The following is a 20,173-nucleotide window of genomic DNA, read 5'->3' on the forward strand; positions in this document are numbered from 1 at the left end:
GCGCCCCCCCCGCCCCCCCCCCCCGCGCGCCCCCCCCCCCCCCCGCCCCCCCCCGCGCCGCGCGCCCCGGGCCCTGCCCGGCGGGGCGCCGCCCCCCCCCCCCCCCCCCCCCCCCCCCCCGCCCCCCCCCCCCCCCCCCCCCCCCCCCCCCCCCCCCCCCGCGGGTGTGCGGATCGCTGGGTCAGTAGCCGTACGGGGCAGGCCCGTAGCCACCGGCCATGGCAGGCGCCCGACCGGCCTCGATCCACCGTTTGGTGGAACCGAGAGAGGCCAGGACCAGGGTGCCGATGGCGAAGAGACCGGCGATGATCGCGGTGAGACCGAACCCGAAGACCGAGATGATGACGAACGCGACACAGGCGACGATCACCGTGATCCGGCCCGCGCTGCTCCGTTTCAGCAGCATGATCCCGCCGACCAGCAGGGCCAGCGCCACGATGAGGTACAGGATTCCCCAGATGATGCCGACGCCCTCGAAATCGATGTCGATATCGGGTCCCTTGCCACTGCTGCTGGAGGAACTGCTGCGCCGGCGCGCCCCGGTGGCCAGCGCCGCACCGTTGGTCAGCGAGCTCTCCGAGGTGGCGGCGGTCAGGATGAACATGGAGACGGCCATCCCGACGCTGGAGAGTGCACCGAGCAACGCGAGGATGCCCGCGGTGATTCCGGTACCCCCGCTCGGCGCCGGCTGCGGGTACCCGTACGGGCCGGGCGCGGCCGCGTAGGCCGGGGCGGGATAGCTGGGCCCCGGGGCCGGGTATCCCGGCTGGTGCGGCGGCTGGCCATACGGATAACTCATGGGACCTCCCCCTCGTAAAGGTTTTCGGGAACTCTACCGTGCCGCATCGGAGTTCGCCGACGTCTCGTCCCACTCGTTGTGAAACGCAAGTGTCCACTTACTTTTCGTGCGCGGACACCTGCGCGTGGCCCGTTTTCTGTTCGAGATAGGTCTCCCCGTAGTACTTCATCGCGTCACGAACCAGCGCCACCGTGCCCTTTCCGTGCCGCTCGTTGTTGATGCCGAATGTTCGTCGGCGACATACATTTCACCGAGCCGGGCGAATTCCTTCGCGCTCGGCCGCCGGCCCACTATCACCCATTCGTAGTGCCGCCGGGGATCGCCCGGACCTCGGCACTGTCCGGCGTCGGCCCGGCCTGCCATGCCCGGCCGTAGTCCGCGGCGATATCGAGCTGATCCTGCTGGAACTGCTGTTTCTGTGCCGCGGTGAGCGCACTCCACCACCGGTCGCCGCGTTCGTAGGCCTCGGCGCCAGCGCTCGGTTACCTCGTCCTTGTATTGCGTATGGTCGAATTCTTCGAAAACTTCTGCCGCCACGAGCCGTTCACCTCTTTCCGATTTGCCCAATGTGGTGCCTACCGACTCGATCCGGCGGCGGATCCGACCCTGTTCGCCGTGCAACAGATCCAGTTGCGCGCGCAGGGCGGGGGTGGCGTCCTTCTCCCGCTCGTCGTAGTAGCGGTAACCGTTGGCACCGATCCGGCTGGGCGGCAGCAGACCCACCTGCCCGTAATGGCGCAGCGTGCAACTGGTGGCGTCGGCCGCCGTCAAGCCGGTCGCGGGGCGGCGGTCACGAACCTTCGGCCAGGTCTGTCACCTCCATGTCCATGGGGATTTTCTGGGCGCCCGGGACGGCGGCCGGGCGGTCGCCCTGCACCGCGGGCCCACCGGGCGGGGTTTCCGGCGCTTGCCCGGCCCCGGCGCGACCGGCCGGCACTCGACCCGGAGCGGTACCGGCATCGCTTTCCTCGGTTCCCGAACTGCCGGATTCGGTGGTTCCCGGTTCGGTTGCTTCCGAATCGGCGCTTCCCACCGCGGGATCCTCGAGGTTCGGCACCATTTGCATCAGCGTGGTGAAGTCGACGACCTGCGCTCCCAGGGACGGGGTGTAGACAATGACGCCGTTCTCGAACAACCGGTAGCTACCGGCATCGTCGGGCAGCGGCATTTCCGGGGTGACGGGCAGGCCGACCACACTGCGCGAGCCACCCATTTCCGCGTAGGCGGTATCGATCGGCGAGGGTGTTTCGCCGGGCTTCACGCCGGGCAGCACCGGGTTCGTCCCGTCCGGCGATGTCGGCAGACTGCCCTCGGGGGTCCGCGGCACCGGAGCGCCCGCGTTCGGGCCGGTTTTGTTCCCCTCCGGTGACACCGGCGGTACGGAATCTCCCGGCATACCGGGCGCGGATCCGTCGGGTCGCGCGGCCTGGATCTGCGGGTCACCCGGTGCGGCCGGCATGGGGCCGGCGACGGCGAGTTCCGCCGGCGTCGGGCCCACCTCGAAAGTCTGGATATCGGCGGGTTGCCCGCCGTCGGGCGCGGCGGAGTACTCCGAGCGCAGAATCCGCCCGTCGCGCAGCAGCACCCGGCCCGCGGTGGCCTCCACCGCTGCGGTGGTGCGCGGATCCTCCTGGGCCGTACCGCTGTAGACCTGGCAGTCGGTGGTATCGCAGGTCTGCGCGTACGGCCAGCGGGTCTCGGCCAGAGCGTAGGAGCGGGCCGCGATGGCCTGCGCCTCGAGCGCCGCGGGGTCCCAGCCGGCGGGCATCTCCGCGGGTACCACGCCGAGCAGATAGTCCTGGACGTCCACCCGGTTGACCGTGCGGGGTTCGCCGTTCTCGGTGGCCACGCCCAATGAGCCTCGGTAGGCCCCGCCTCCGCACAGGGTGAGGTGCTCGTTCGCCGGGCGGTTGGGGTTCGGGTCGACGGGATAGACCCAGGGATCCCCGACGGGGGTCTCCCAGAGCACGGCACCCTCGCACCCGTCGGTGACCACGACATGCGCGCCACCGTCCGGCAGGGGTATCAGGCGGGCGGCCTCGCCGGGCCCGAGCATCCGCCCCGCCACCCGCGCTCCCGCGTCCGAGAAGACGACCGGTTCGGCGCGGTCGTAGCCCTGCAACCGGACCGATACCGAAGCCGGGCCCACAGTGCCGATCTCGGCCCCGGGGTAGTAGTGCCCGAGGATCTGCTCGACATTCTGGCCGCTGCGTGCGTTCTGCAGTGCACCGTGCTGACTGAGTCCCCGCCCGTGCCCCGGACCGGCTTCGGCAATCATCCGGTATACCTCACCGGCAGAGGGCACCAGCAACGCACCACCGACCAACAGAGCCGTGGCACCGCAGGCGAACATCGGCCCGGGCCTGATCCTCCGACCTCGCGCGGACCGGGGTAATCGGCGCACTAGCAGCGGATTCGCAAGTCGCAGCGAAACTTTCGAGCGAGTTATGCTGTTTCGGTATGGCATACGAGCACTCCCATCGATTCGCCCGGACGTTTGCCTCGACACGACGTCGGCATGTCGTTTCGACCGGCCACGTTCCGGGAGCTACATTCGAGCGACCAGGTAAGCCTCAACCTCAGGTTTAGATTTGTGACGAATGTGGCTAGTGTGGTCTGTGAGACTCGAGTACGCAAGCATGACTTGCTCACCGATCACTGGTTGCAACCCTGATTGGAGATGCTCGTGCCCTACCGCAAACCGAAGCGTTCCTACGTCCTGCCGGTTGTCGCGCTGATTGCGGTAGCGGGGCCGCTCCTGGTTCCCACGGTTATCAGCCCACACAAATCCGCCGACCAGGTGGAACTCACCGCCGTACCACCCCTGCTCACCGAGCTGGCGTTGAACAGCGCCACCGATATCGTCCTGCCACTGGCCGAGTTGACCGGCCTCGACCTGCCCGACCTGCACTTATCGGACTTACAGGCACTCGATCTACCCGGACTTGCCCCGGGCCGGATCCCCGGACGGCAGCAGGTCCCCGGATTCGTCACCGGGGACTCCGGCGGCGGCACACCCGCCGCCGACACGCCGGCCCTCACCCCCGGCGTCATCCCCCCTGAATTCATGAACGCCGTCGGCGCCCAGGTCAAAGAGCTGACCCGGGAAGAACCGTTCAGTATGGTCGCACTCACCGCGCCGGACCTGGCGAACACCACCGTCATGGTCCGCGCGAAACAGCCGGACGGCGCATGGGGCCAGTGGTACGAAGCCAGCCCGATCGACGGCGCCGACGGAGTGGCCGACGGCGCGCCCGCGGGCACCGACCCGATCTACGTCGGCAACACCACCGCGGTACAAGTTCTGGTCACCCGGAAACCACAGCAGGCTCCGGGCGGGCCGCTGACCCCCACGCCGGCCGCGGCCGGCGAACAAGAGCCGCCCCCCGATCTCACCGCCGTGCTGATCGACCCCGGTCGCGGCGCCGTCGACGACAATCTGCAGGACATCGCGGCTGCGCTGCCCGGCGGCGGACCGCGGGTGATCACTCGCAATCAATGGGGCGCCGACGAATCCATCCGTTGCCAGGAACCCACCTACGACGACGGTCTGGGCGGTATCACCGTGCACCACACCGCCGGCCGAAACGACTACAGCAAGGGTGAATCGGCCGGGATCGTGCGCGCCATCTACGCCTACCATTCGAAGACTCTCGGCTGGTGCGATATGGGTTACAACGCCCTGGTCGACAAGTACGGGCAGATCTTCGAGGGTCGCTACGGCGGCCTGAACGAGCCGGTGCAGGGCGCGCACGCGGGCGGTTTCAACGAGAACACCTCCGGAGTCGCGATCATGGGCGACTACCAGGCCGAACAGCCCACCGACGCCGCGATCGAAGCCACCGGCAAATTCGTCGGCTGGCGCGCGAAGATCGCCGGACTCGACCCGAAGGGTCAGACCACCATGTACTCGGAGGGTACGGAGTTCACCCCGTACGCCCGCGGTGAAGAGGTGAAACTGCCGGTTGTCTTCGCGCACCGCGACGTCGGCAACACCAGCTGCCCGGGTGACGCCGCGTACGCGCAGATGGACCGCATCCGTACGATCGCCGCCGGTGAGGCCGGGGCAACCCAGTCCCAATCGCAGTCCCCGCGCAGCCAGGCCGCCCGCTCCGATCTGGCCGCGCTCGCCGACCTCACCACGAAGCTGCTGACCATGGTCAACGACAACCTGATCGCCAAATATTGGGTCTCCAAGGGCGGCCCCGACGGCCCGCTCGGCCAGGCCGCGTCCGAGCCACTGCCCGCCGCCGACGGCCAGCAGTACGCCAAGTTCGTGAACGGCTACGTCTACACCACCCCCGACGGGCAGGCCCATGAGGTGGTCGGCAAGATCCTGGACCGCTTCCTGGAACTCGGCGCCGACGCCGGCGCCCTCGGACTGCCGTTGACCAGCCCGTACCCGGTACCCGAGGGCTTGCGCGCCGATTTCCAGAACGGTTCGCTCATCCTGAACCAGGCGACCGATATCGTCACCACGCTCTGGAAGACCTACAACGAACTCAACCAGCAGCAGGTCCAGGGCGCGCCCGGTCAACCACCACACCCGCAGGCCGCTCCGCTGCCCGCACCAGGCCTCCCCCAGGGAGCCGCACCGGCGCCCGCACTCGCCGCCCCGCCCGTACACAGCCAGGTACCGGGTGCTCCCGCGCCGCCGTCGGCAGCCCCGGCGCCGCAACCACAAGCGCCCGCACAGTTTCCGGCCCGAGCACAAGCTCCGGTTCCGGCCCGAGCTCCAGGGGACAGCCCCACACCTAGCAATCCCGTCCCGCCGCCGGCCGGTGCGCCGATCCACGAAACACCCCCGGCATCCCCCACACCCACCGGCGCGCCCGCGGCACCGCCCGAACCCGCCACGGGCCCCCTGGCGCAGCAACCACCTGCCCAGCCACCGGCACCGGCCGGCCCGGAAGAAGCTCCATCCGCGCCGGCAACCACCAGCGAACCGATGGCTCCTCCAGCCCCGGCTGCCTGAATCGAGCCGGGATCACCGCGCCGACCGAACTCGACAGTCGGCGCGGTTCGGTGTCCGGCCGGCGCCACGATCCCCGCGCCGCACGAAGGCACTTGGCACCCGCGGTTCCGGGGGAACTTCCACGACGCCCGCCACGCCGGCGAGCAGGCAGTGCTACCCGCACAGGCCGCTCGAGAACAGAACCGGAAGCCGGCACGTGCCCGATGTCGATACGGCGCAGGCGTCCACTGGATCGGGAAGATGCTGCCACACCACCGCCGACAGTAATTACCCAACCTTGTCAGGCCGTGCGCCCTACCCTGTCGCTATGGTGTCGCAAGCGTGGGCCGTCACGGTAGTGGAGCGGTATGTGGCCGAGCAGACGAAGTGCGGCGCAGCCACACTGGTGGTCACCGACGTAAGACCGCACCAGTTGGGCTGGCTGATCACCAGCCAAGGCGAACGTTACCTGCGCAGCCGCCGTATCTCTGACATGGTGATCGGCCACGGGCCCTTCCTGGTGGATGGGATGGACGGGAGCCTGCACATGGTGCGCGCCACAGCTGATCCCGAACGCGGCGAGTGGATCGTGGAGTATCGCGAGCAGGTTCGCGGGGCCGAGCGGGTCGATCAACTGCGCGCCCGAATCGCGGAATTGCTCGAGCGGGATCGCCGTTTGGATGCCCTCCGGGTTGTCCGAGCGCAAGCGCCCGACCTGACTCTGCGCGGGGCCGCGGAGTATGTCGAGGCGGTGGCTGCCGGGGCACCGGTTCCCGAACATGTGCGCCCGCTCTTGCAGCCGCCGACGGGCGGGTTCTCGTCGTACTGGACTTTGTCCGGGCCGAACCCCGAGCCGGTGGGTTAGCGCGGCCTGGAGGCTTGCCTGCAGGCGACCCGCCCGACGGAACCGCTCAGCGTCGCGAATCGTCCTGCGGCCACCAGCGTTCCAGCACCCGCGCGACCCCGTCTTCGGAATTCGTCCCGGTCACTTCGTCCGCGGCGGCGATGGCCTCCGGATGCGCATGCCCCATTGCCACTCCCAGCCCGGCCATCCGCAGCATCGGCACATCGTTGGGCATATCGCCGAACGCGACCATATCGGCCGGGTCGATACCGAGCCGCTCGCCGATGATGCGCAACCCGTGCGCCTTGGTCACGCCGGGCGCGGAGATCTCGAGCAGCCCGTGGTCGGTCGAATAGGTGATATCCGCTCGGTCGCCGATATACCCGGCCAGCTTTGCCGCCATATCGCCGCTCTCGGCTCCCGGCAGCCGGATCAGCATCTTGATCGCCGGGGAGGCGATGACCTCATCGCGCGCCACGGCCGTATCGTCGGGATTCAGCCACGCGTGCACGTACTCCGGCGAGCTCACGAACTGCGGCGTCGCCGCGTCCTGGGCGCTGGCACCCACCCGTTCGGCGGCCAGACCACATCCGGGCAGCACCTTCTCCGCGAGATCGGCGAGCCAGGCCAGCGTCGGCACATCCAGGACGGTGGTGCTCAGCACCCGGTCGGTTTCGGGGTCGTAGAGCACCGCACCGTTACCGCAGACGCACAGCGGCGCGAAGCCGAGCCCTGCGACCACCGGCGCGATCCACCGCGGCGGGCGCCCGGTCGCCAGCACGAACTGCACTCCATCGGCCACCAGTGCCCGCACGACATCCCTGGTCCGCGCGGTGACCCGCTCGTAGGGGTCGATCAGGGTGCCGTCCACGTCGGAGGCCACCAGCTTGGGTTTGGGCAGTTGCGATGCGGTCACCCGGTCCATTCTGCTGTGTCTGCATGCGCCGGTGCCGCGGTGTCCCCGGCCGGGCACCACAGTGTCCTGCGCATACCACCTGGCAGCTCCTCCGGCGCAGGCCGCACCGGCGCGCATGTGACAGTCGCCATAACATCTCCGCGACCGGCCCGCACGGCGAGGTGAACACGCAGCGGGCCATCCGGCGCGCAGGCCGGGGAAACCCTCCCTATGATCAGGGACCACACCTGATATCGAGGGGAATGATGGCCGGCTTTCTGTTGCGACGCGCACTCAACTACGTCGTACTGTTGCTGCTGGCGTCCTTCCTGACTTTCACCGTCGCCTCGCTGACCTTCAATCCGCTGGAAAGTCTCGAACAGCGGAATCCGCGGCCACCGCAATCCGTGATCGACGCCAAGGCCGAAGAGCTGCATCTGAACGACCCCGTCCCGCAGCGCTATCTCATCTGGGTTTCGGGGGCGGTCCGGGGTGATTTCGGAACCACTCTGGCGGGACAGCCGGTGAGCGAGGAATTGCCGCGGCGGGTGGCAGTGAGCCTGCGGCTGCTGATACTCGGTTCGGTGGTGGGCACGGTGCTGGGTGTGCTCATCGGTGCGGCCGGCGCGATCAGGCAGTACAAGTTCAGCGACTACTTCACCACCGTGGTCTCGCTGCTGATCCTGTCGACCCCGGTGTTCTTGCTCGCGACCTTGCTGAAATATGGAGCCCTGGAGATCAACTCGATGGCCGGGCAGCAGGTACTGCTCTACACCGGCGAAACCTCGGCCGGTCATATCGAAGGATTCGGCGCTCAACTGGTCGACCGGCTACAGCATCTCGTATTACCGACCCTGGCGATCGCGCTCGGAGGTATGGCCGGATACAGCCGCTACCAGCGCAACGCCATGCTCGATGTTCTACAGAGCGATTTCATCCGCACCGCCCGCGCCAAGGGGCTGACCCGGACCCGCGCCCTGTACAAACACGGTTTGCGCACGGCATTGATCCCGATGGCGACCCTGTTCGCCTACAGCCTGGGCGGATTGATCACCGGCGCCACCTTCACCGAGAAGATCTTCGGCTGGCACGGTGTCGGCGAATGGCTGGTCGATTCGATCAACGCCCAAGACGTGTACGTCGTGGTGACAGTAACTGCGTTCGCCGGGCTGGTGGTGCTGATATCGGGTTTGCTCTCCGACATCGTCTACGCGGTCCTCGACCCCCGGGTGCGTGTGGCGTGAGGAAGGCGGGTGCACGATGAGCATCGAAGTAGGTAGCCCGCCGCGCGCCGGGCGCACGGATCCCGATACGGGGGCGCTATGACCGAAGCCGAGATCATCGTCCAGGGCGCACCTGAAGTCACGGCATCAGGTCGACGCAAGCTGGTCTGGAGACGATTCCTGCGCAACCGGCCCGCGGTGACCGGAGCAGTTGTTCTGCTCCTGCTCGTCCTGGCCGCTTTCGCGCTGCCACCGCTGCTGCCCTACGACTACCAGGACCTGGATTACACGGCCCTGCTACAACCACCGAGCCCGCAGCATCCGTTCGGCACCACCCAGATCGGTCAGGACGTTCTCGCGCAAACCCTGCGTGGCCTACAGAAATCTCTGATCATCGGGTTCTGCGTGGCGATCATCTCGACGACCATCGCCGCTCTGGTGGGTGCCTTCGCCGGATTGCTCGGCGGCTGGACCGACCGTTTCCTCATGTGGGTCGTCGACCTGCTGCTGGTGGTCCCGAGTTTCATCATCATCGCGCTGTTCGCACCACGCACCAAGGGCAGTGGCTCGATCGTGCTGCTGATCATCCTGCTCGCGGTGTTCGGCTGGATGATCAGCGCTCGCATCGTGCGCGGCCTCACCCTCAGCCTCCGGGACCGCGAATTCGTGCGCGCGGCCCGGTATATGGGCGCGCCGACCCGGACAGTGATCCTCACCCATATCGTTCCGAACATCGCCTCGATCCTGATCATCGACACCACGCTCACCGTCGGCGCATCGATCATGGCCGAAACCGGGCTGAGCTTCCTCGGATTCGGTGTGCAGCCACCGGATGTATCGCTCGGATCGCTGATCGCGGCCGGTACCGACACCGCACTTACCTACCCGTGGCTTTTCATGTTCTCCGGTGGCCTGTTGATCGTTACCGTGCTGTGCGCGAACCTGGTCGGCGACGGATTACGCGACGCATTCGACCCGAGTGCGAAAGGGGCGCGTTCGGGGACCTCACGGAAAGCCCGCAAGGCCGAGCGTGCCCGGCAGCCCGGAGCCGTCCGGCCCGCCGGATCGTCCGGGAGCGAGCGGCGATGAGCGGAGAGACGACCATGGCAAAACCGGCCGCTGATTCCTCCGAAGCCGCCGCATCGGGGGCCACTCCCCTACTCGAGGTCTCGGACCTGCGGGTTTCCTTCCCTAGCGAAGAGGGCCGTATCGAAGCAGTACGGGGAGTGGACTACACCGTCTCCGATGGCGAAGTATTGGCGATCGTCGGGGAATCCGGCTCCGGTAAGTCGGTGTCCTCGATGGCGGTCATGGGACTGCTCCCCGAACAGGCCCGGGTCACCGGATCCATCCGGTTGCGGGGCCGCGAACTGCTCGGGCTCGACGACCGGCGACTGTCCAAGTTGCGCGGCAGTTCCGTGAGCATGGTGTTCCAGGACCCGCTCTCGGCGCTGACTCCGGTGTATCGGGTCGGGGAGCAGATCGCCGAAGCGCTGCTCGCACACGGCGATATGGGCAAGGCCGCGGCCGCGAAACGCGCGGTCGAACTGCTCGACCTGGTGGGTATCGCCGATCCCGAACTACGCGCCAAGGCATTTCCGCACGAATTCTCCGGCGGTATGCGGCAGCGGGTGGTGATCGCCATGGCGATCGCCAACGATCCCTCACTGATCATCTGCGACGAGCCGACCACGGCACTGGATGTGACCGTGCAGAAGCAGATCCTGAACCTGTTGCGCAAGGCGCGTGATATCACCGGTGCGGGCGTAATCATGATCACCCACGACATGGGTATCGCCGCGACTCTCGCCGATCGGGTCGCGGTGATGTATGCGGGCCGAATTGTGGAGACCGCCACGACCGCGGAGCTTTTCGCTGCCCCCCGGATGCCGTACACGGTCGGTCTGCTCGGCTCCATTCCGCGTATGGACCGGCCCGCCCGTACTCCGCTGATCCCGATCGTCGGCGCACCACCGGCCATGCACGACCTTCCGCCGGGATGCTCATTCGCCCCGCGCTGCCCGATCGCCGTCGCCCTGTGCCGGGACAGCGAACCTCCACTGACCGAAACAACGAGCGGGCACCGCGCAGCGTGTTTCCGCACTGGCGAAGTGGGCACCGCGGAACTGTTCGACGCTTATCGCCAGGAAATCGACGAACCCGCCACCGATTCCATTTCCCGCCCTGAACCCGAAGTCGTACTCCGGGTCTCGGACCTGGTGAAAACGTATCCGATCACTTCGGGTGTGGTGTTCCGGCGGCGCAAAGGCGAAGTGCGCGCGGTCGACGGCGTCAGCTTCGAAGTCCGCGCCGGCCGCACTCTGGCACTGGTCGGTGAGTCCGGATCCGGAAAATCCACCACGCTCGAACAGATCCTGAACCTGGTGCGGCCGCAATCGGGCCGGGTCGAAATCCTCGGCCATGAAACCGGCGAACTGACCAAAACACAGAAACGCGAACTTCGCCGCCGGATGCAGATCGTCTTCCAGGATCCGACGGCTTCCCTGGACCCGCGCCTGCCGGTATTCGACGCCATCGCCGAACCCTTGAAAATTGATCGGCGCCCGAAAGCGGAGATCGCCCGGCGAGTACCGGAATTGCTCACCCAGGTCGGTTTACGACCCGAACACTCCGATCGGTACCCGGCGGATTTCTCCGGCGGTCAGAAACAGCGCATCAGCATCGCCCGCGCCCTCGCCCTGGATCCCGAACTGCTGGTACTGGACGAGCCGGTGTCGTCCCTCGACGTTTCCATCCAAGCAGGTGTGCTGAACCTGCTGCGTGATCTACAGACCCAGCGCGGCCTGTCCTATCTGTTCGTCTCCCACGACCTGTCGGTGGTTCGCAATCTCGCACACGATATCGCCGTGATGTACCAGGGCAAGATCGTCGAATACGGGCCGGCCGAGCAGGTCTTCGACGAACCCCGGCACGCCTATACGAGGTCGCTGATCGAGGCGATACCGGTACCGGTCGTCGACCGTGGCAGGGGTTCGGACACGAACCCCACCAGCAGGAAGGAAATCTCATGAAGATGCGATCCGTCGGTATCCGCCTGGCGGTGCCGATCACCGCGATCGGCTTACTGCTGACCGGCTGCAGCGCGAACAACACCGAGGGCGGTGATGTGACCATCACCGGCAGCAACCAGATCAACCCGCGCGACCCGAGCGAACTACGCGACGGCGGCAACCTGCGGCTGACGATCTCGGCGCTGCCGGAAACCTTCAACCCGCTGCACGTGGACTCGGACCTCGATGCTTCCGATGTCGTCTCCTGGACGCTGCCGAGCCCGTTCCGGTCCGACGCCAAAGGCGAACTGTCGGTCGATACCGACTTCTTCACCAGTGTCGAACTGACGAAGACCGACCCGCAGGTGGTGACCTATACCATCAATCCGAAGGCGGTCTGGTCCGACGGAACACCCATCACCTGGGAAGATCTCGCCTCGCAAGCGCACGCGCAGAGCGGCAAAGACCCCAGCTTCCTGGTCGCCGCGACCTCGGGCTTCGATCGTGTGGAAAAGGTGGAACGCGGTGTCGACGACCGGCAAGCCGTCGTCACCTTCGACAAGCACTATGCCGAATGGCAGGGTCTGTTCGGTCTGCTGCTCCCGAAGGCAGTTACCGCGACCCCGCAGGCATTCAGCGATTTCTACCGCAGCGGTATGCCGCTCAGCGCGGGCCCTTTCATGATCACCAACATCGACCGCGCCCAGAACCGGATCACTCTCGGCCGTAACCCGAAGTGGTGGGGCGATACGCCCAAACTCGACACTGTCACCTTCAGCGCACTGGACATCCCGGCGCGGATCGCCGCCATCCAGAACAACGAACTCGACTCCTCGGATATCTCCGGGATCGCCGAAGTAACCACCGCCAAGAACACCCCGGGCGTTCAAGTGCTGCGGACGCCGCTGCCGCGCTGGTCGCATTTCACCTTCAACGGTGCGCCGGGGTCCATTCTCGAGGACCCCGCGCTGCGGCGTGCGATCGCGAAGGGTATCGACCGCCAGGCGATCGCCTCGGCCACTCAGCTCGGGGTCGTATCCGACCCGAAGCCGCTGAACAACCACATCTATATGCAGGGCCAGAAGGGCTACCAGGACAACGCCGGTGTGGTTGCCTACAACCCCGAACAGGCCGCCCGTGAACTCGACGAGCTCGGCTGGAAACTCAACGGCGACGTCCGGATGAAGGACGGCCGCCCCCTGGTGATACGTGATGTCATGTACCAGCAGGACCTGTGGGTCCAGACAGCCAAGATTGCGCAGCAGAACCTTGCCGCCATCGGGGTGAAGCTGGAAATCGAGACCTACCCCGGACAAGGACTTTTCACCGACATCATCGACCCGGGTAACTTCGATATCGCCCAGTTCAGCTGGCAGGGTGGTGTGCTGCCGCTCGGCAGCCTGCCCCAGATCTACGCCTACAACCCCGAAATGCCTCTTTCGAACAAGGGGAAAATCGGCTCGCCGGAACTCAATGCGTTGATCGAACAGACCATCTCGGAGCTGGACCCGAACAAGGCCGTCGAACTCGCCAACCAGGCCGACCGAATGATCTTCGAGGAGGTTCATTCGCTGCCGATCACCCAGTCTCCCGGAACCGTCGCCCAGCGCAACGAGGTCGCCAACTGGGGTGCGTTCGGTCTTGCCACCCCCGACTACACCACAGTCGGCTTCCTGAAGTGAATTGTGGATCGGGCCACCCGCTGGCCTATCCGCTGTGCGTAACGATCGGCGCCCTCGCGGTACTCACCGCGTGGGCGCCGTTCGCCGATCCGGACCAGCTCAGCGCCCTGGCGGTGGTCGCGATCGGGATCGTGGGTTACAGCGGATACCGGATCGCGGTGGCGCTGGGGGCTTTCCCGCACCGCGCACTCGACCGCGGAGAAGTTGCCGTGCGGCGGGTCCGGCAGGAATATCAACTGCTCAGCCGGTCCTGGCTGGAATTGCGCGACGGGGATCGCATCCGCTGGCTGCCGGTGTACTTCGGCCCCGAACTGATCTCTTACACCGGCGGAACAGCTCTACTGACCGAGCACCGGATAACGCTGCGGAACAAGTGCAGCGAACCGGATGCACCTTCCGGGCTTCGCGCTTTTCCCTCGGGTCGAACCCGTGACCGAGAACCTCCCGGACGCCTGATCGACAACCCCACCCGGATCGACCCGGAGGCCCCGGAGCGCGCACGGACCGCCACGAAACTCACCCGGCGTCTGTTGCTGGACGCCCAGTCCGCGGTCGCGGCGCCGTTCGTGGGCCTGCTCTGGGTCTACGTCATGGGCGGCGGTATCCCGGCGTTCGCCGGCGCATGCTGTGTCACCGCCGCAGCCGGCATCTGGCTCGCTGCAATCCGGGGATCGGACCCCAGCTGACCCCCGAAATCACCCGGGACGGGGAGGGTACCGCCGAGCTGAACCACGAGGCCCGTGGGTGACGGTCGACTCCACCGGTGGGATGGCCGGGCAAGGAGGGTGCTGTAGCGTGCACCCTCCTTGCTCTGCGGCAGCGATTCGTCCTCGGCTACTCCGAGTCGTTCTTCGCCGGTCGGCTCAGTGCGGGATGGAATCGATGATCTTGCGTGCGCCCTGCCGCAGCAGGTCCGAGCCTACGAAAAAGCCCAGTGCCTGGGGATCTTCCGGGACACCCCAGTGCTGCGAATCCAGCCACTGGGTTCCGTCGAGGTTGAACACCTTGCCGTGCAACGAGAGCCGGCCGGTCGGGTCGATCACGCAGACCCCGGCGATCGGCGAATTGCAGTGCCCCTGCAGGGCGTGCAGCATCGCGCGTTCGGCGTCGACGACGCGGCGGGTTTCGGCGTGGTCGAGCCTGCCCGCGAGTTCGCGGACCTCGTCGTCGTCGGCGCGGCAGGCAAGCGTCAGCACACCGGCGCCGATCGGGGGGCACATGATCTCCAGCGGGAGGATTTCGGTGATTCGATCCTCCTGGCCGATCCGGTACATTCCGGCGACCGCGGCGATCAGCACATCGCAGTACCCGTCTTCGAGCCGCATGAGCCGGGAGTTCATATTCCCGCGCAGCGGTTTCATCTCCAGATGCGGATAGTGCAACCGCAGTTGCGCGGCCCGGCGCACCGAACTGGTGCCGACCACCGTCCCCGCCGGTTGTTCCGACAGCGGCCGGCCGTCCTTGGTGATGATCGCGTCGCGCACATCGTCGCGCTTGGGGAACCCGGCGAACGCGATACCTTCCGGAATCGGGATATCACCCGGAATATCCTTCAGGCAGTGCACGGCCAGATCGGCCTCGTCGTGCAGCAGGGCGTCGTCGATTTCCTTGACGAAAGCCCCCTTGCCGCCGAGCTTTGCCAGGTCCCCCATCCAGCGGTCGCCGGCAGAAGTCACCTTCACCAGCTCCGTTTCGACACCGAACTCGGATAAACCGGCTGCCACCTGCTCTGCTTGGGCAACTGCCATAGGACTGGCCCGGGGGGGGAGCCGGATAATTAGCGGGGCGATAGAGCGACGAAAACGCCCGCCTTCGCCCTGCCCCGGGTCGCGACCCGGAAAATGCGCGAGGCCATAGCGCGACTCTACCGCCGCCCGAAACCACGGCAACCGGCCGGAGTGCACAAGTGATATCGGTGTCGCCGACTATCGCGGCGCGCACCGGCCAGGGCAGTACCGGAGGCCGCCACCGATACCTGCCCGGCCGCCCGCGGTGGCGGCGGCCAGGCGACGTCAGTTGGCCGGTTCGGCGAGTTTGCGGGAGCGGAGTTCGTGGCCCTTCGAGGTTTTGCAGCGGCCCGATTCCAGATCCCACTGCCAGCCGTGCAGGTTGCAGGTGAGGGTATTTCCGTCCACCACACCGAATTTCGACAGATCGGCCTTCAGGTGGGGGCAACGGCGCTGGATTTCCCAGCCGGCCACCTCCACCGAGGCCGAATCGTCGTGGGCTTCGGAGAACCAGCCGTCGGCGTAGGCGATGCGTTCGTCGGTGAGGCATTTGAAGAACGTGTACAGGTACTCGTTGTAGCCGCCGATACGCCACGCCTGGAAGCGGGTGGACAGGAAAATCGTGTTCACCCAGTCCGGTTCCTGATCGCGCAGGACGGTACGGACGAGTTCGGGAGCGATCCGGAAACCGTAGCGGTATCTGCCCTCGCCCTCGCGGGGGGCACGGACCTGGCGGGCCGGGAAGTCCAGGACCACGGTTTCGTCGCCGATCACGAGACCGACCGGGTAGCCGATACCGTCGCAGATCAGGTCGCTCTGCCGCATGATCGGCTCGAAGAGCTCGCGCAGCGGCTCGAGGAGCGGTTCGCCTTCGGCGGGGGCCCAGGTCTTCTTCTCCGCGACCAGCACCGGCGCCAGCCGCTGCGCCATCTTCTCGATGTAGGCGGCCTTATCGCTCCAGATGGTGGCGGGATCGTACGGGTGGTTCAGTTCGAGTTCGGCGCCGTGCACGTCGACCGTCGACCCGGGCACCATCAGCAGCCCGCGATCGTGGCCGTGCTCACGCATCTGCTCGAGAAAGACCATCTGGTCGGGGAAGATATTTCCCTCGTCGCCGCGATCATCGTTGAGATAGCGCAGTTCGTCGTCCAGGAAAACCGGCGGGCCGGCCGACGGAACAACCCAGGTGGCACCGACCTGCTCGATATAGCTGCGGGCCCGGTCCATTCCGCGCTGCCGCTTCTGCTTCCCGAAATTCGATTTCGTGCGGGCCGGGATGTCGTACACCATCGGATACCAGATGGCGCCGGAGTACTGCAGAAGATGGATATCGATCTTGCCGAAGGCGTCGTGCAGCACGTCCATATCGACCGGCCGCGCGTCGTTCATATTGAAACAGGTGGTTTCCCGGTCGGAGACGATGAGTCCGGAATCTCCGATCGGGCCGTCCGCGGGAGCACGCAGCGCGACGATCATGATGTCCAGTTCGGCGGTGGGATCGCCACCGCCGGCACCCATGGCGCCGGTCACCGTGTGTTTGACCGAATCCTCGGTTTCGAAGAATTTGTGGAAGCCGAGTTTCTCCAGTTCACGGCGCAGGTCCGGGACCGGGTAGTCGGGCAGCAGGACGGTGGCGTCCTTGTTGACGTACTCCAGCAGATGCGCGGCGTCGAAATGATCGCGGTGCAAATGGGAAACATAGAGGAAATCGCAGTTCCCGAGTTCCTCCCAATCGAGCTGGGTGTTGTCCGGGAACGGGAACCAGGAACCGAAGTACGCGGGGTTCACCCAGGGATCGCATAGGATCGTCCCGGCCGCGGTCCGGATATGGAATCCCGCATGTCCGACGCTGGTGATCTGCACGTGCTCGCTCCTCTTGACCGATTGCAGGCTTCCAGGGTAGTGGCTCAGGACGAAATTTCCCCGATGCAGTAGCCGTCGTCACCATCGGCGAGGACGAATGTCCGATTCTGCGTGACTCCGGAAGCATTTGTCACCGGCGCGGTCACCGACATATATCCCGGCGTCAGCTGCTGGGAACTGATCTGCTGATCGGTGAATCCGATGGTTCCGGTGAGCATGCCGGGGTTGTCCGCCAACGGTGCGGGCACCGGCGCGCCGGTGCCCGGTGGATCCCAGGTTGCCGGATTCGCCGCGCAGACCAACGGATATTCGGCTTCCTGATCGTCGGGGTGCAGCGGCTGCCCGACGAACCGCGACAGGTATCGGCGCACGGTGTGCCGGGCGTCGGCGGCGTCGTGAGCCGGTTCCACGCCGGCGGGGAACACTCGGCCGCAGGCATATCCGGACGCCACCCGATCCCGATCGGCAGTGACGCTGGTCACTCCGTCTGTCCACGTGAGGGTTCCGTCGCTGACCGTACCGGGCTGCGCCAGTGCGCTGAGCACGGCATCCGGGTCGGCGTACATGGTCTGAGTGGTGAGGGGCGGGATGGTCCAGCAGGTCTCTCGGAGAGTCGTGAGATCTCCGGCGCGCACGTCCACGGCGAACCGTTGGAGCGCGGGTGCGGCCTCCGGAACCCCGGGGACCTCGCCGACCGGCGGTGCGTCGGCGGGAACCGGCGGCAGCGTGGACTCCGGCGCCACGGCGGTGGCGGTTGCCGTCGGAGCGCTGCTCGTATCGGTATCGATTGCCCCGGTGGCCGGATCGTCCACCGGAATACCGGAGACCGAATCACATCCGGTGGCCAGCAGCAGCCCGGCCGCGGCCAGCCCGATCACCGCCGACCGTCCCCGACGGCGGCGCGGCGCGGCATCGGTGCGGAGATCACCTGCACGATGCGGTGCGGTTGCGCGGCCGGGTCGGCGCGACGGTACGGGGCGGGCGCGTTCCACTTCGACGATCACCTTTCCTGCGGTACATACCGGTTCGAACAGGGCCCGCGGGGCGTGCTTTCGCGGGCCGGGCGGTGCCGGTCATCATGGCAGCGACTACGCTAGCGGACTTGTGGATCCCGTCTACCGGACTGTCATCGGGCTGGCCCGGACCGTCTTCTTCCTCGAGGGCCTGAAATTCACCGTCACCGGCGACGAGAACATTCCCGCCACCGGCGGCGCGGTCCTCGCGGTCAATCACACCGGGTACATGGATTTCACCTACGCGGGTCTGCCGGTGCGTACGCCCAAGCGCTACATCCGGTTCATGGCCAAGCACGACGTCTTCGAGAACAAGATCTCCGGCCCGATCATGCGGGCCCTCAAACATATTCCGGTCGACCGCACCGCCGGCGCCGACTCCTATCAGGCCGCCGTCGACTATCTGCGCCGCGGCGAGCTCGTCGGCGTGTACCCCGAAGCCACGATCAGCCGCAGCTTCGAGATCAAACAGCTGAAATCGGGGGCGGCCCGGATGGCCATCGAGGCCGATGTGCCGATCATCCCGATCGTCATCTGGGGTGCGCAGCGCGTATGGACCAAGGGGTATCCGAAACGACTCGGCCGCACCAACACCCCGATCTCCATCGCCGTCGGCGAACCTATCCGGCCCTATGAACCCGCCGCCGAACTCACCGCCGAACTGCGCTCTACGATGCAGCGGCTGCTGCACGGGCTCCAGGAGAACTACCACCACGAGCCCGGCGCCTACTGGGTTCCCGCACGACTCGGCGGTAGTGCCCCTACCCTGGAGGAAGCCGACGCGATGGACGCCGCCGAGGCCGCGCAGCGAGCCGCCCGTAAACAGGCCGGCGAGGACGCGGCGGACGCGTAGCCACCGCGAGGCATACCGGGGAGCGGGTATACCCGCAGGTAGTGAGCAGGAGTCGCAATGGCGCGGGAGCCGGTTTTCGATATTCTCGCCGGGCTGGTGCATACGGTGTTCTGCGCCCAGGGCCTGCGGGTCGATATTCGCGGCCAGGAACATATCCCGCGCACCGGTGGCGCGGTGCTCGCCGTGAACCACACCTCCTATCTGGATTTCATGGAGGTCGGGGTGGTGGGGCGCCGGTCGGGTCGCAATGTGCGGTACATGATGAAGGCCGAGCTCGAACACGGCGTCGTCGGTTTCCTGATGAAACACTGCAAGGCGATCGGCGTGGACCGCACGGCGGGCGCGGAATCCTTCGGGCGGGCGGTCGAGGCGCTGCGCGCGGGGGAACTGGTCGTCGTCTATCCGGAAGCGACGATCAGCCGCAGTTTCGAACTGAAGGAATTCAAATCGGGGGCGGCCCGGATGGCACTGGAATCCGGTGCCCCGATCATTCCGCTGGTCATCTGGGGGGCGCAGCGTATCTGGACCAAGGGATTCCCCCGGCAGCTCGGCCGCCACAAATTCCCGATCAATATCCGGATCGGTGAACCGCTGGCGGCCACCGGGTCGGCCGACGAGATCACTGCCACCCTGCGCACCCGGATGACCGACCTGCTGACCGCGGCCCAGGACGGTTACCCGATGCCTGCCGGTGAGCCGTGGGTGCCGGCCCGATTGGGCGGGAGCGCCCCGACGCTCGAACAGGCCGCGGTACTGGAGGCCGAAGAGTACGCGCGCCGCAGGACGTCGCGCCCCTAGCCCGAGCGCATGCCTGATCAAGGGAAACTGCTCGGGCGTCTTGCCTGAAGTCCGTTCGACTGCGCATACCGGCGCCGGTCGGCATGCGCCCGGTCACGAGCTCGGCCCGGCGAAATGGCCGCGAGACTGTGCGCCATCCGAAATGCGCCGCTGGGCTCACACGTCCTCCATTGCGACCACTCGAATATTTCCGAATCGACCGGCACAACCAAGGGCAGCGTGCGTCGCGATGACGAGGGCGGCACGTTGTCCCCCAGCTCCAGCGCTATAGCGGTCCACGTTCGTACCGGCCCGCTGGACGAGATATCCACAATCTTCCACAGGAACCTCCGGCACCGACATGGTGTCGACAGGCTCCACCTGCAACGGCACCTCCCCCGACGACGTCCCGGCAGCACGATCGAAAAGGTCCGTGTTCACCGCCCGCGCGGCGCGGTGACCTGAAGCACGGACGTCGCCTCGGCCGGATTCGAGCGCTATGAAGCCCACGGTCGCCGCCGGCCGGACGCGT

Annotated in this window: 17 protein-coding genes; 10 read left to right on the forward strand and 7 right to left on the reverse strand. The window is 66.8% G+C overall.

Going from position 1 to position 20,173, the window contains the following annotated elements; translation table 11 throughout:
• On the forward strand, nt 1-188 hold a 188-nt coding region (locus QH195_RS13455; RefSeq protein WP_280435605.1), incomplete at its 5' end, for a hypothetical protein.
• Here the strand turns inward: QH195_RS13455 and QH195_RS13460 are convergent.
• The 3 genes from QH195_RS13460 to QH195_RS13470 all read right to left on the reverse strand — a co-directional run bounded on the left by QH195_RS13460 (nt 182) and on the right by QH195_RS13470 (nt 3,077).
• Nucleotides 182-799 (reverse strand): hypothetical protein, encoded by a 618-nt coding sequence (locus tag QH195_RS13460; protein WP_280435606.1) that lies wholly within the window; start codon nt 797-799, stop codon nt 182-184. The genes QH195_RS13455 and QH195_RS13460 overlap by 7 nt on opposite strands.
• A gap of 165 nt (nt 800-964) precedes the next feature.
• Nucleotides 965-1,570 carry a MerR family DNA-binding transcriptional regulator gene (locus QH195_RS35250; protein WP_432278352.1) on the reverse strand — a complete coding sequence of 202 codons (606 nt, stop codon included), beginning with the start codon at nt 1,568-1,570 and terminating at the stop codon, nt 965-967.
• 19 nt (nt 1,571-1,589) lie between these two features.
• Nucleotides 1,590-3,077 (reverse strand): SpoIID/LytB domain-containing protein, encoded by a 1,488-nt coding sequence (locus QH195_RS13470; protein ID WP_280423309.1) that lies wholly within the window; start codon nt 3,075-3,077, stop codon nt 1,590-1,592.
• A gap of 402 nt (nt 3,078-3,479) precedes the next feature.
• On the opposite strand from QH195_RS13470, the gene QH195_RS13475 reads away from it, so the two are divergent.
• Complete coding sequence (locus QH195_RS13475; RefSeq protein ID WP_280435607.1) at nt 3,480-5,774, forward strand: N-acetylmuramoyl-L-alanine amidase; 2,295 nt, start codon at nt 3,480-3,482, stop codon at nt 5,772-5,774.
• Between the two features lie 307 nt (nt 5,775-6,081).
• A complete protein-coding gene (locus tag QH195_RS13480; protein ID WP_280435608.1) occupies nt 6,082-6,618 on the forward strand; it encodes a YrhB domain-containing protein in 537 nt (178 codons plus the stop codon).
• A gap of 46 nt (nt 6,619-6,664) precedes the next feature.
• Here QH195_RS13480 and QH195_RS13485 read toward each other — a convergent pair whose 3' ends face one another.
• A complete protein-coding gene (locus QH195_RS13485; protein ID WP_280423312.1) occupies nt 6,665-7,522 on the reverse strand; it encodes an HAD family hydrolase in 858 nt (285 codons plus the stop codon).
• A 236-nt stretch (nt 7,523-7,758) separates the two neighbouring features.
• Between QH195_RS13485 and QH195_RS13490 the strand changes: the two genes are divergently transcribed.
• The 5 genes from QH195_RS13490 to QH195_RS13510 all read left to right on the forward strand — a co-directional run bounded on the left by QH195_RS13490 (nt 7,759) and on the right by QH195_RS13510 (nt 14,094).
• Nucleotides 7,759-8,736: an ABC transporter permease gene (locus QH195_RS13490; protein WP_280435609.1), complete on the forward strand. Its 978-nt coding sequence runs from the start codon at nt 7,759-7,761 to the stop codon at nt 8,734-8,736.
• Between the two features lie 78 nt (nt 8,737-8,814).
• Nucleotides 8,815-9,804, forward strand: a complete 990-nt coding sequence (locus tag QH195_RS13495; protein WP_280435610.1) for an ABC transporter permease — start codon at nt 8,815-8,817, stop codon at nt 9,802-9,804.
• Between the two features lie 14 nt (nt 9,805-9,818).
• Nucleotides 9,819-11,747 carry an ABC transporter ATP-binding protein gene (locus QH195_RS13500; RefSeq protein ID WP_280435622.1) on the forward strand — a complete coding sequence of 643 codons (1,929 nt, stop codon included), beginning with the start codon at nt 9,819-9,821 and terminating at the stop codon, nt 11,745-11,747.
• Nucleotides 11,744-13,408, forward strand: a complete 1,665-nt coding sequence (locus tag QH195_RS13505) for an ABC transporter family substrate-binding protein (RefSeq protein WP_280435611.1) — start codon at nt 11,744-11,746, stop codon at nt 13,406-13,408. The genes QH195_RS13500 and QH195_RS13505 overlap by 4 nt, the downstream gene beginning before the upstream one ends.
• On the forward strand, nt 13,405-14,094 hold the full coding sequence (locus QH195_RS13510; protein ID WP_280435612.1) for a hypothetical protein: 690 nt from the start codon (nt 13,405-13,407) through the stop codon (nt 14,092-14,094). The genes QH195_RS13505 and QH195_RS13510 overlap by 4 nt, the downstream gene beginning before the upstream one ends.
• A gap of 177 nt (nt 14,095-14,271) precedes the next feature.
• Here QH195_RS13510 and hemC read toward each other — a convergent pair whose 3' ends face one another.
• From hemC to QH195_RS13525, 3 genes are all read right to left on the reverse strand, one after another.
• A complete protein-coding gene (gene hemC / locus QH195_RS13515; RefSeq protein ID WP_280435613.1) occupies nt 14,272-15,312 on the reverse strand; it encodes a hydroxymethylbilane synthase in 1,041 nt (346 codons plus the stop codon).
• 108 nt (nt 15,313-15,420) lie between these two features.
• A complete protein-coding gene (locus tag QH195_RS13520; RefSeq protein WP_280435614.1) occupies nt 15,421-16,998 on the reverse strand; it encodes a Rieske 2Fe-2S domain-containing protein in 1,578 nt (525 codons plus the stop codon).
• Between the two features lie 44 nt (nt 16,999-17,042).
• A complete protein-coding gene (locus tag QH195_RS13525) occupies nt 17,043-18,002 on the reverse strand; it encodes a hypothetical protein (RefSeq protein WP_280435615.1) in 960 nt (319 codons plus the stop codon).
• 100 nt (nt 18,003-18,102) lie between these two features.
• Here QH195_RS13525 and QH195_RS13530 point away from each other — a divergent pair, with 100 nt between their 5' ends.
• Both QH195_RS13530 and QH195_RS13535 read left to right on the forward strand, forming a co-directional pair.
• The gene (locus QH195_RS13530; RefSeq protein ID WP_280423631.1) at nt 18,103-18,864 is read left to right on the forward strand and encodes a lysophospholipid acyltransferase family protein; all 762 of its coding nucleotides are present in this window, start codon (nt 18,103-18,105) and stop codon (nt 18,862-18,864) included.
• Nucleotides 18,865-18,921: 57 nt separating this feature from the next.
• A complete protein-coding gene (locus QH195_RS13535; RefSeq protein ID WP_280435616.1) occupies nt 18,922-19,662 on the forward strand; it encodes a lysophospholipid acyltransferase family protein in 741 nt (246 codons plus the stop codon).
• The last annotated feature ends 511 nt before the right edge of the window (nt 19,663-20,173 follow it).

The sequence above is a fragment of the Nocardia carnea genome (genome assembly GCF_029868855.1).
Classification (GTDB): Bacteria; Actinomycetota; Actinomycetes; order Mycobacteriales; family Mycobacteriaceae; genus Nocardia; species Nocardia carnea_A.

Bases quoted from the DNA above. Each gene is read 5' to 3' on its own strand.
- QH195_RS13495 (WP_280435610.1), top strand. From the start codon at position 8,815: ATGACCGAAGCCGAGATCATCGTCCAGGGCGCACCTGAAGTCACGGCA.
- QH195_RS13500 (WP_280435622.1), top strand. From the start codon at position 9,819: ATGGCAAAACCGGCCGCTGATTCCTCCGAAGCCGCCGCATCGGGGGCC.
- QH195_RS13505 (WP_280435611.1), top strand. From the start codon at position 11,744: ATGAAGATGCGATCCGTCGGTATCCGCCTGGCGGTGCCGATCACCGCG.
- QH195_RS13485 (WP_280423312.1), bottom strand. From the start codon at position 7,522: ATGGACCGGGTGACCGCATCGCAACTGCCCAAACCCAAGCTGGTGGCC.
- QH195_RS13480 (WP_280435608.1), top strand. From the start codon at position 6,082: ATGGTGTCGCAAGCGTGGGCCGTCACGGTAGTGGAGCGGTATGTGGCC.
- QH195_RS13475 (WP_280435607.1), top strand. From the start codon at position 3,480: ATGCTCGTGCCCTACCGCAAACCGAAGCGTTCCTACGTCCTGCCGGTT.
- QH195_RS13490 (WP_280435609.1), top strand. From the start codon at position 7,759: ATGGCCGGCTTTCTGTTGCGACGCGCACTCAACTACGTCGTACTGTTG.
- QH195_RS13470 (WP_280423309.1), bottom strand. From the start codon at position 3,077: ATGATTGCCGAAGCCGGTCCGGGGCACGGGCGGGGACTCAGTCAGCAC.
- QH195_RS13535 (WP_280435616.1), top strand. From the start codon at position 18,922: ATGGCGCGGGAGCCGGTTTTCGATATTCTCGCCGGGCTGGTGCATACG.
- QH195_RS13460 (WP_280435606.1), bottom strand. From the start codon at position 799: ATGAGTTATCCGTATGGCCAGCCGCCGCACCAGCCGGGATACCCGGCC.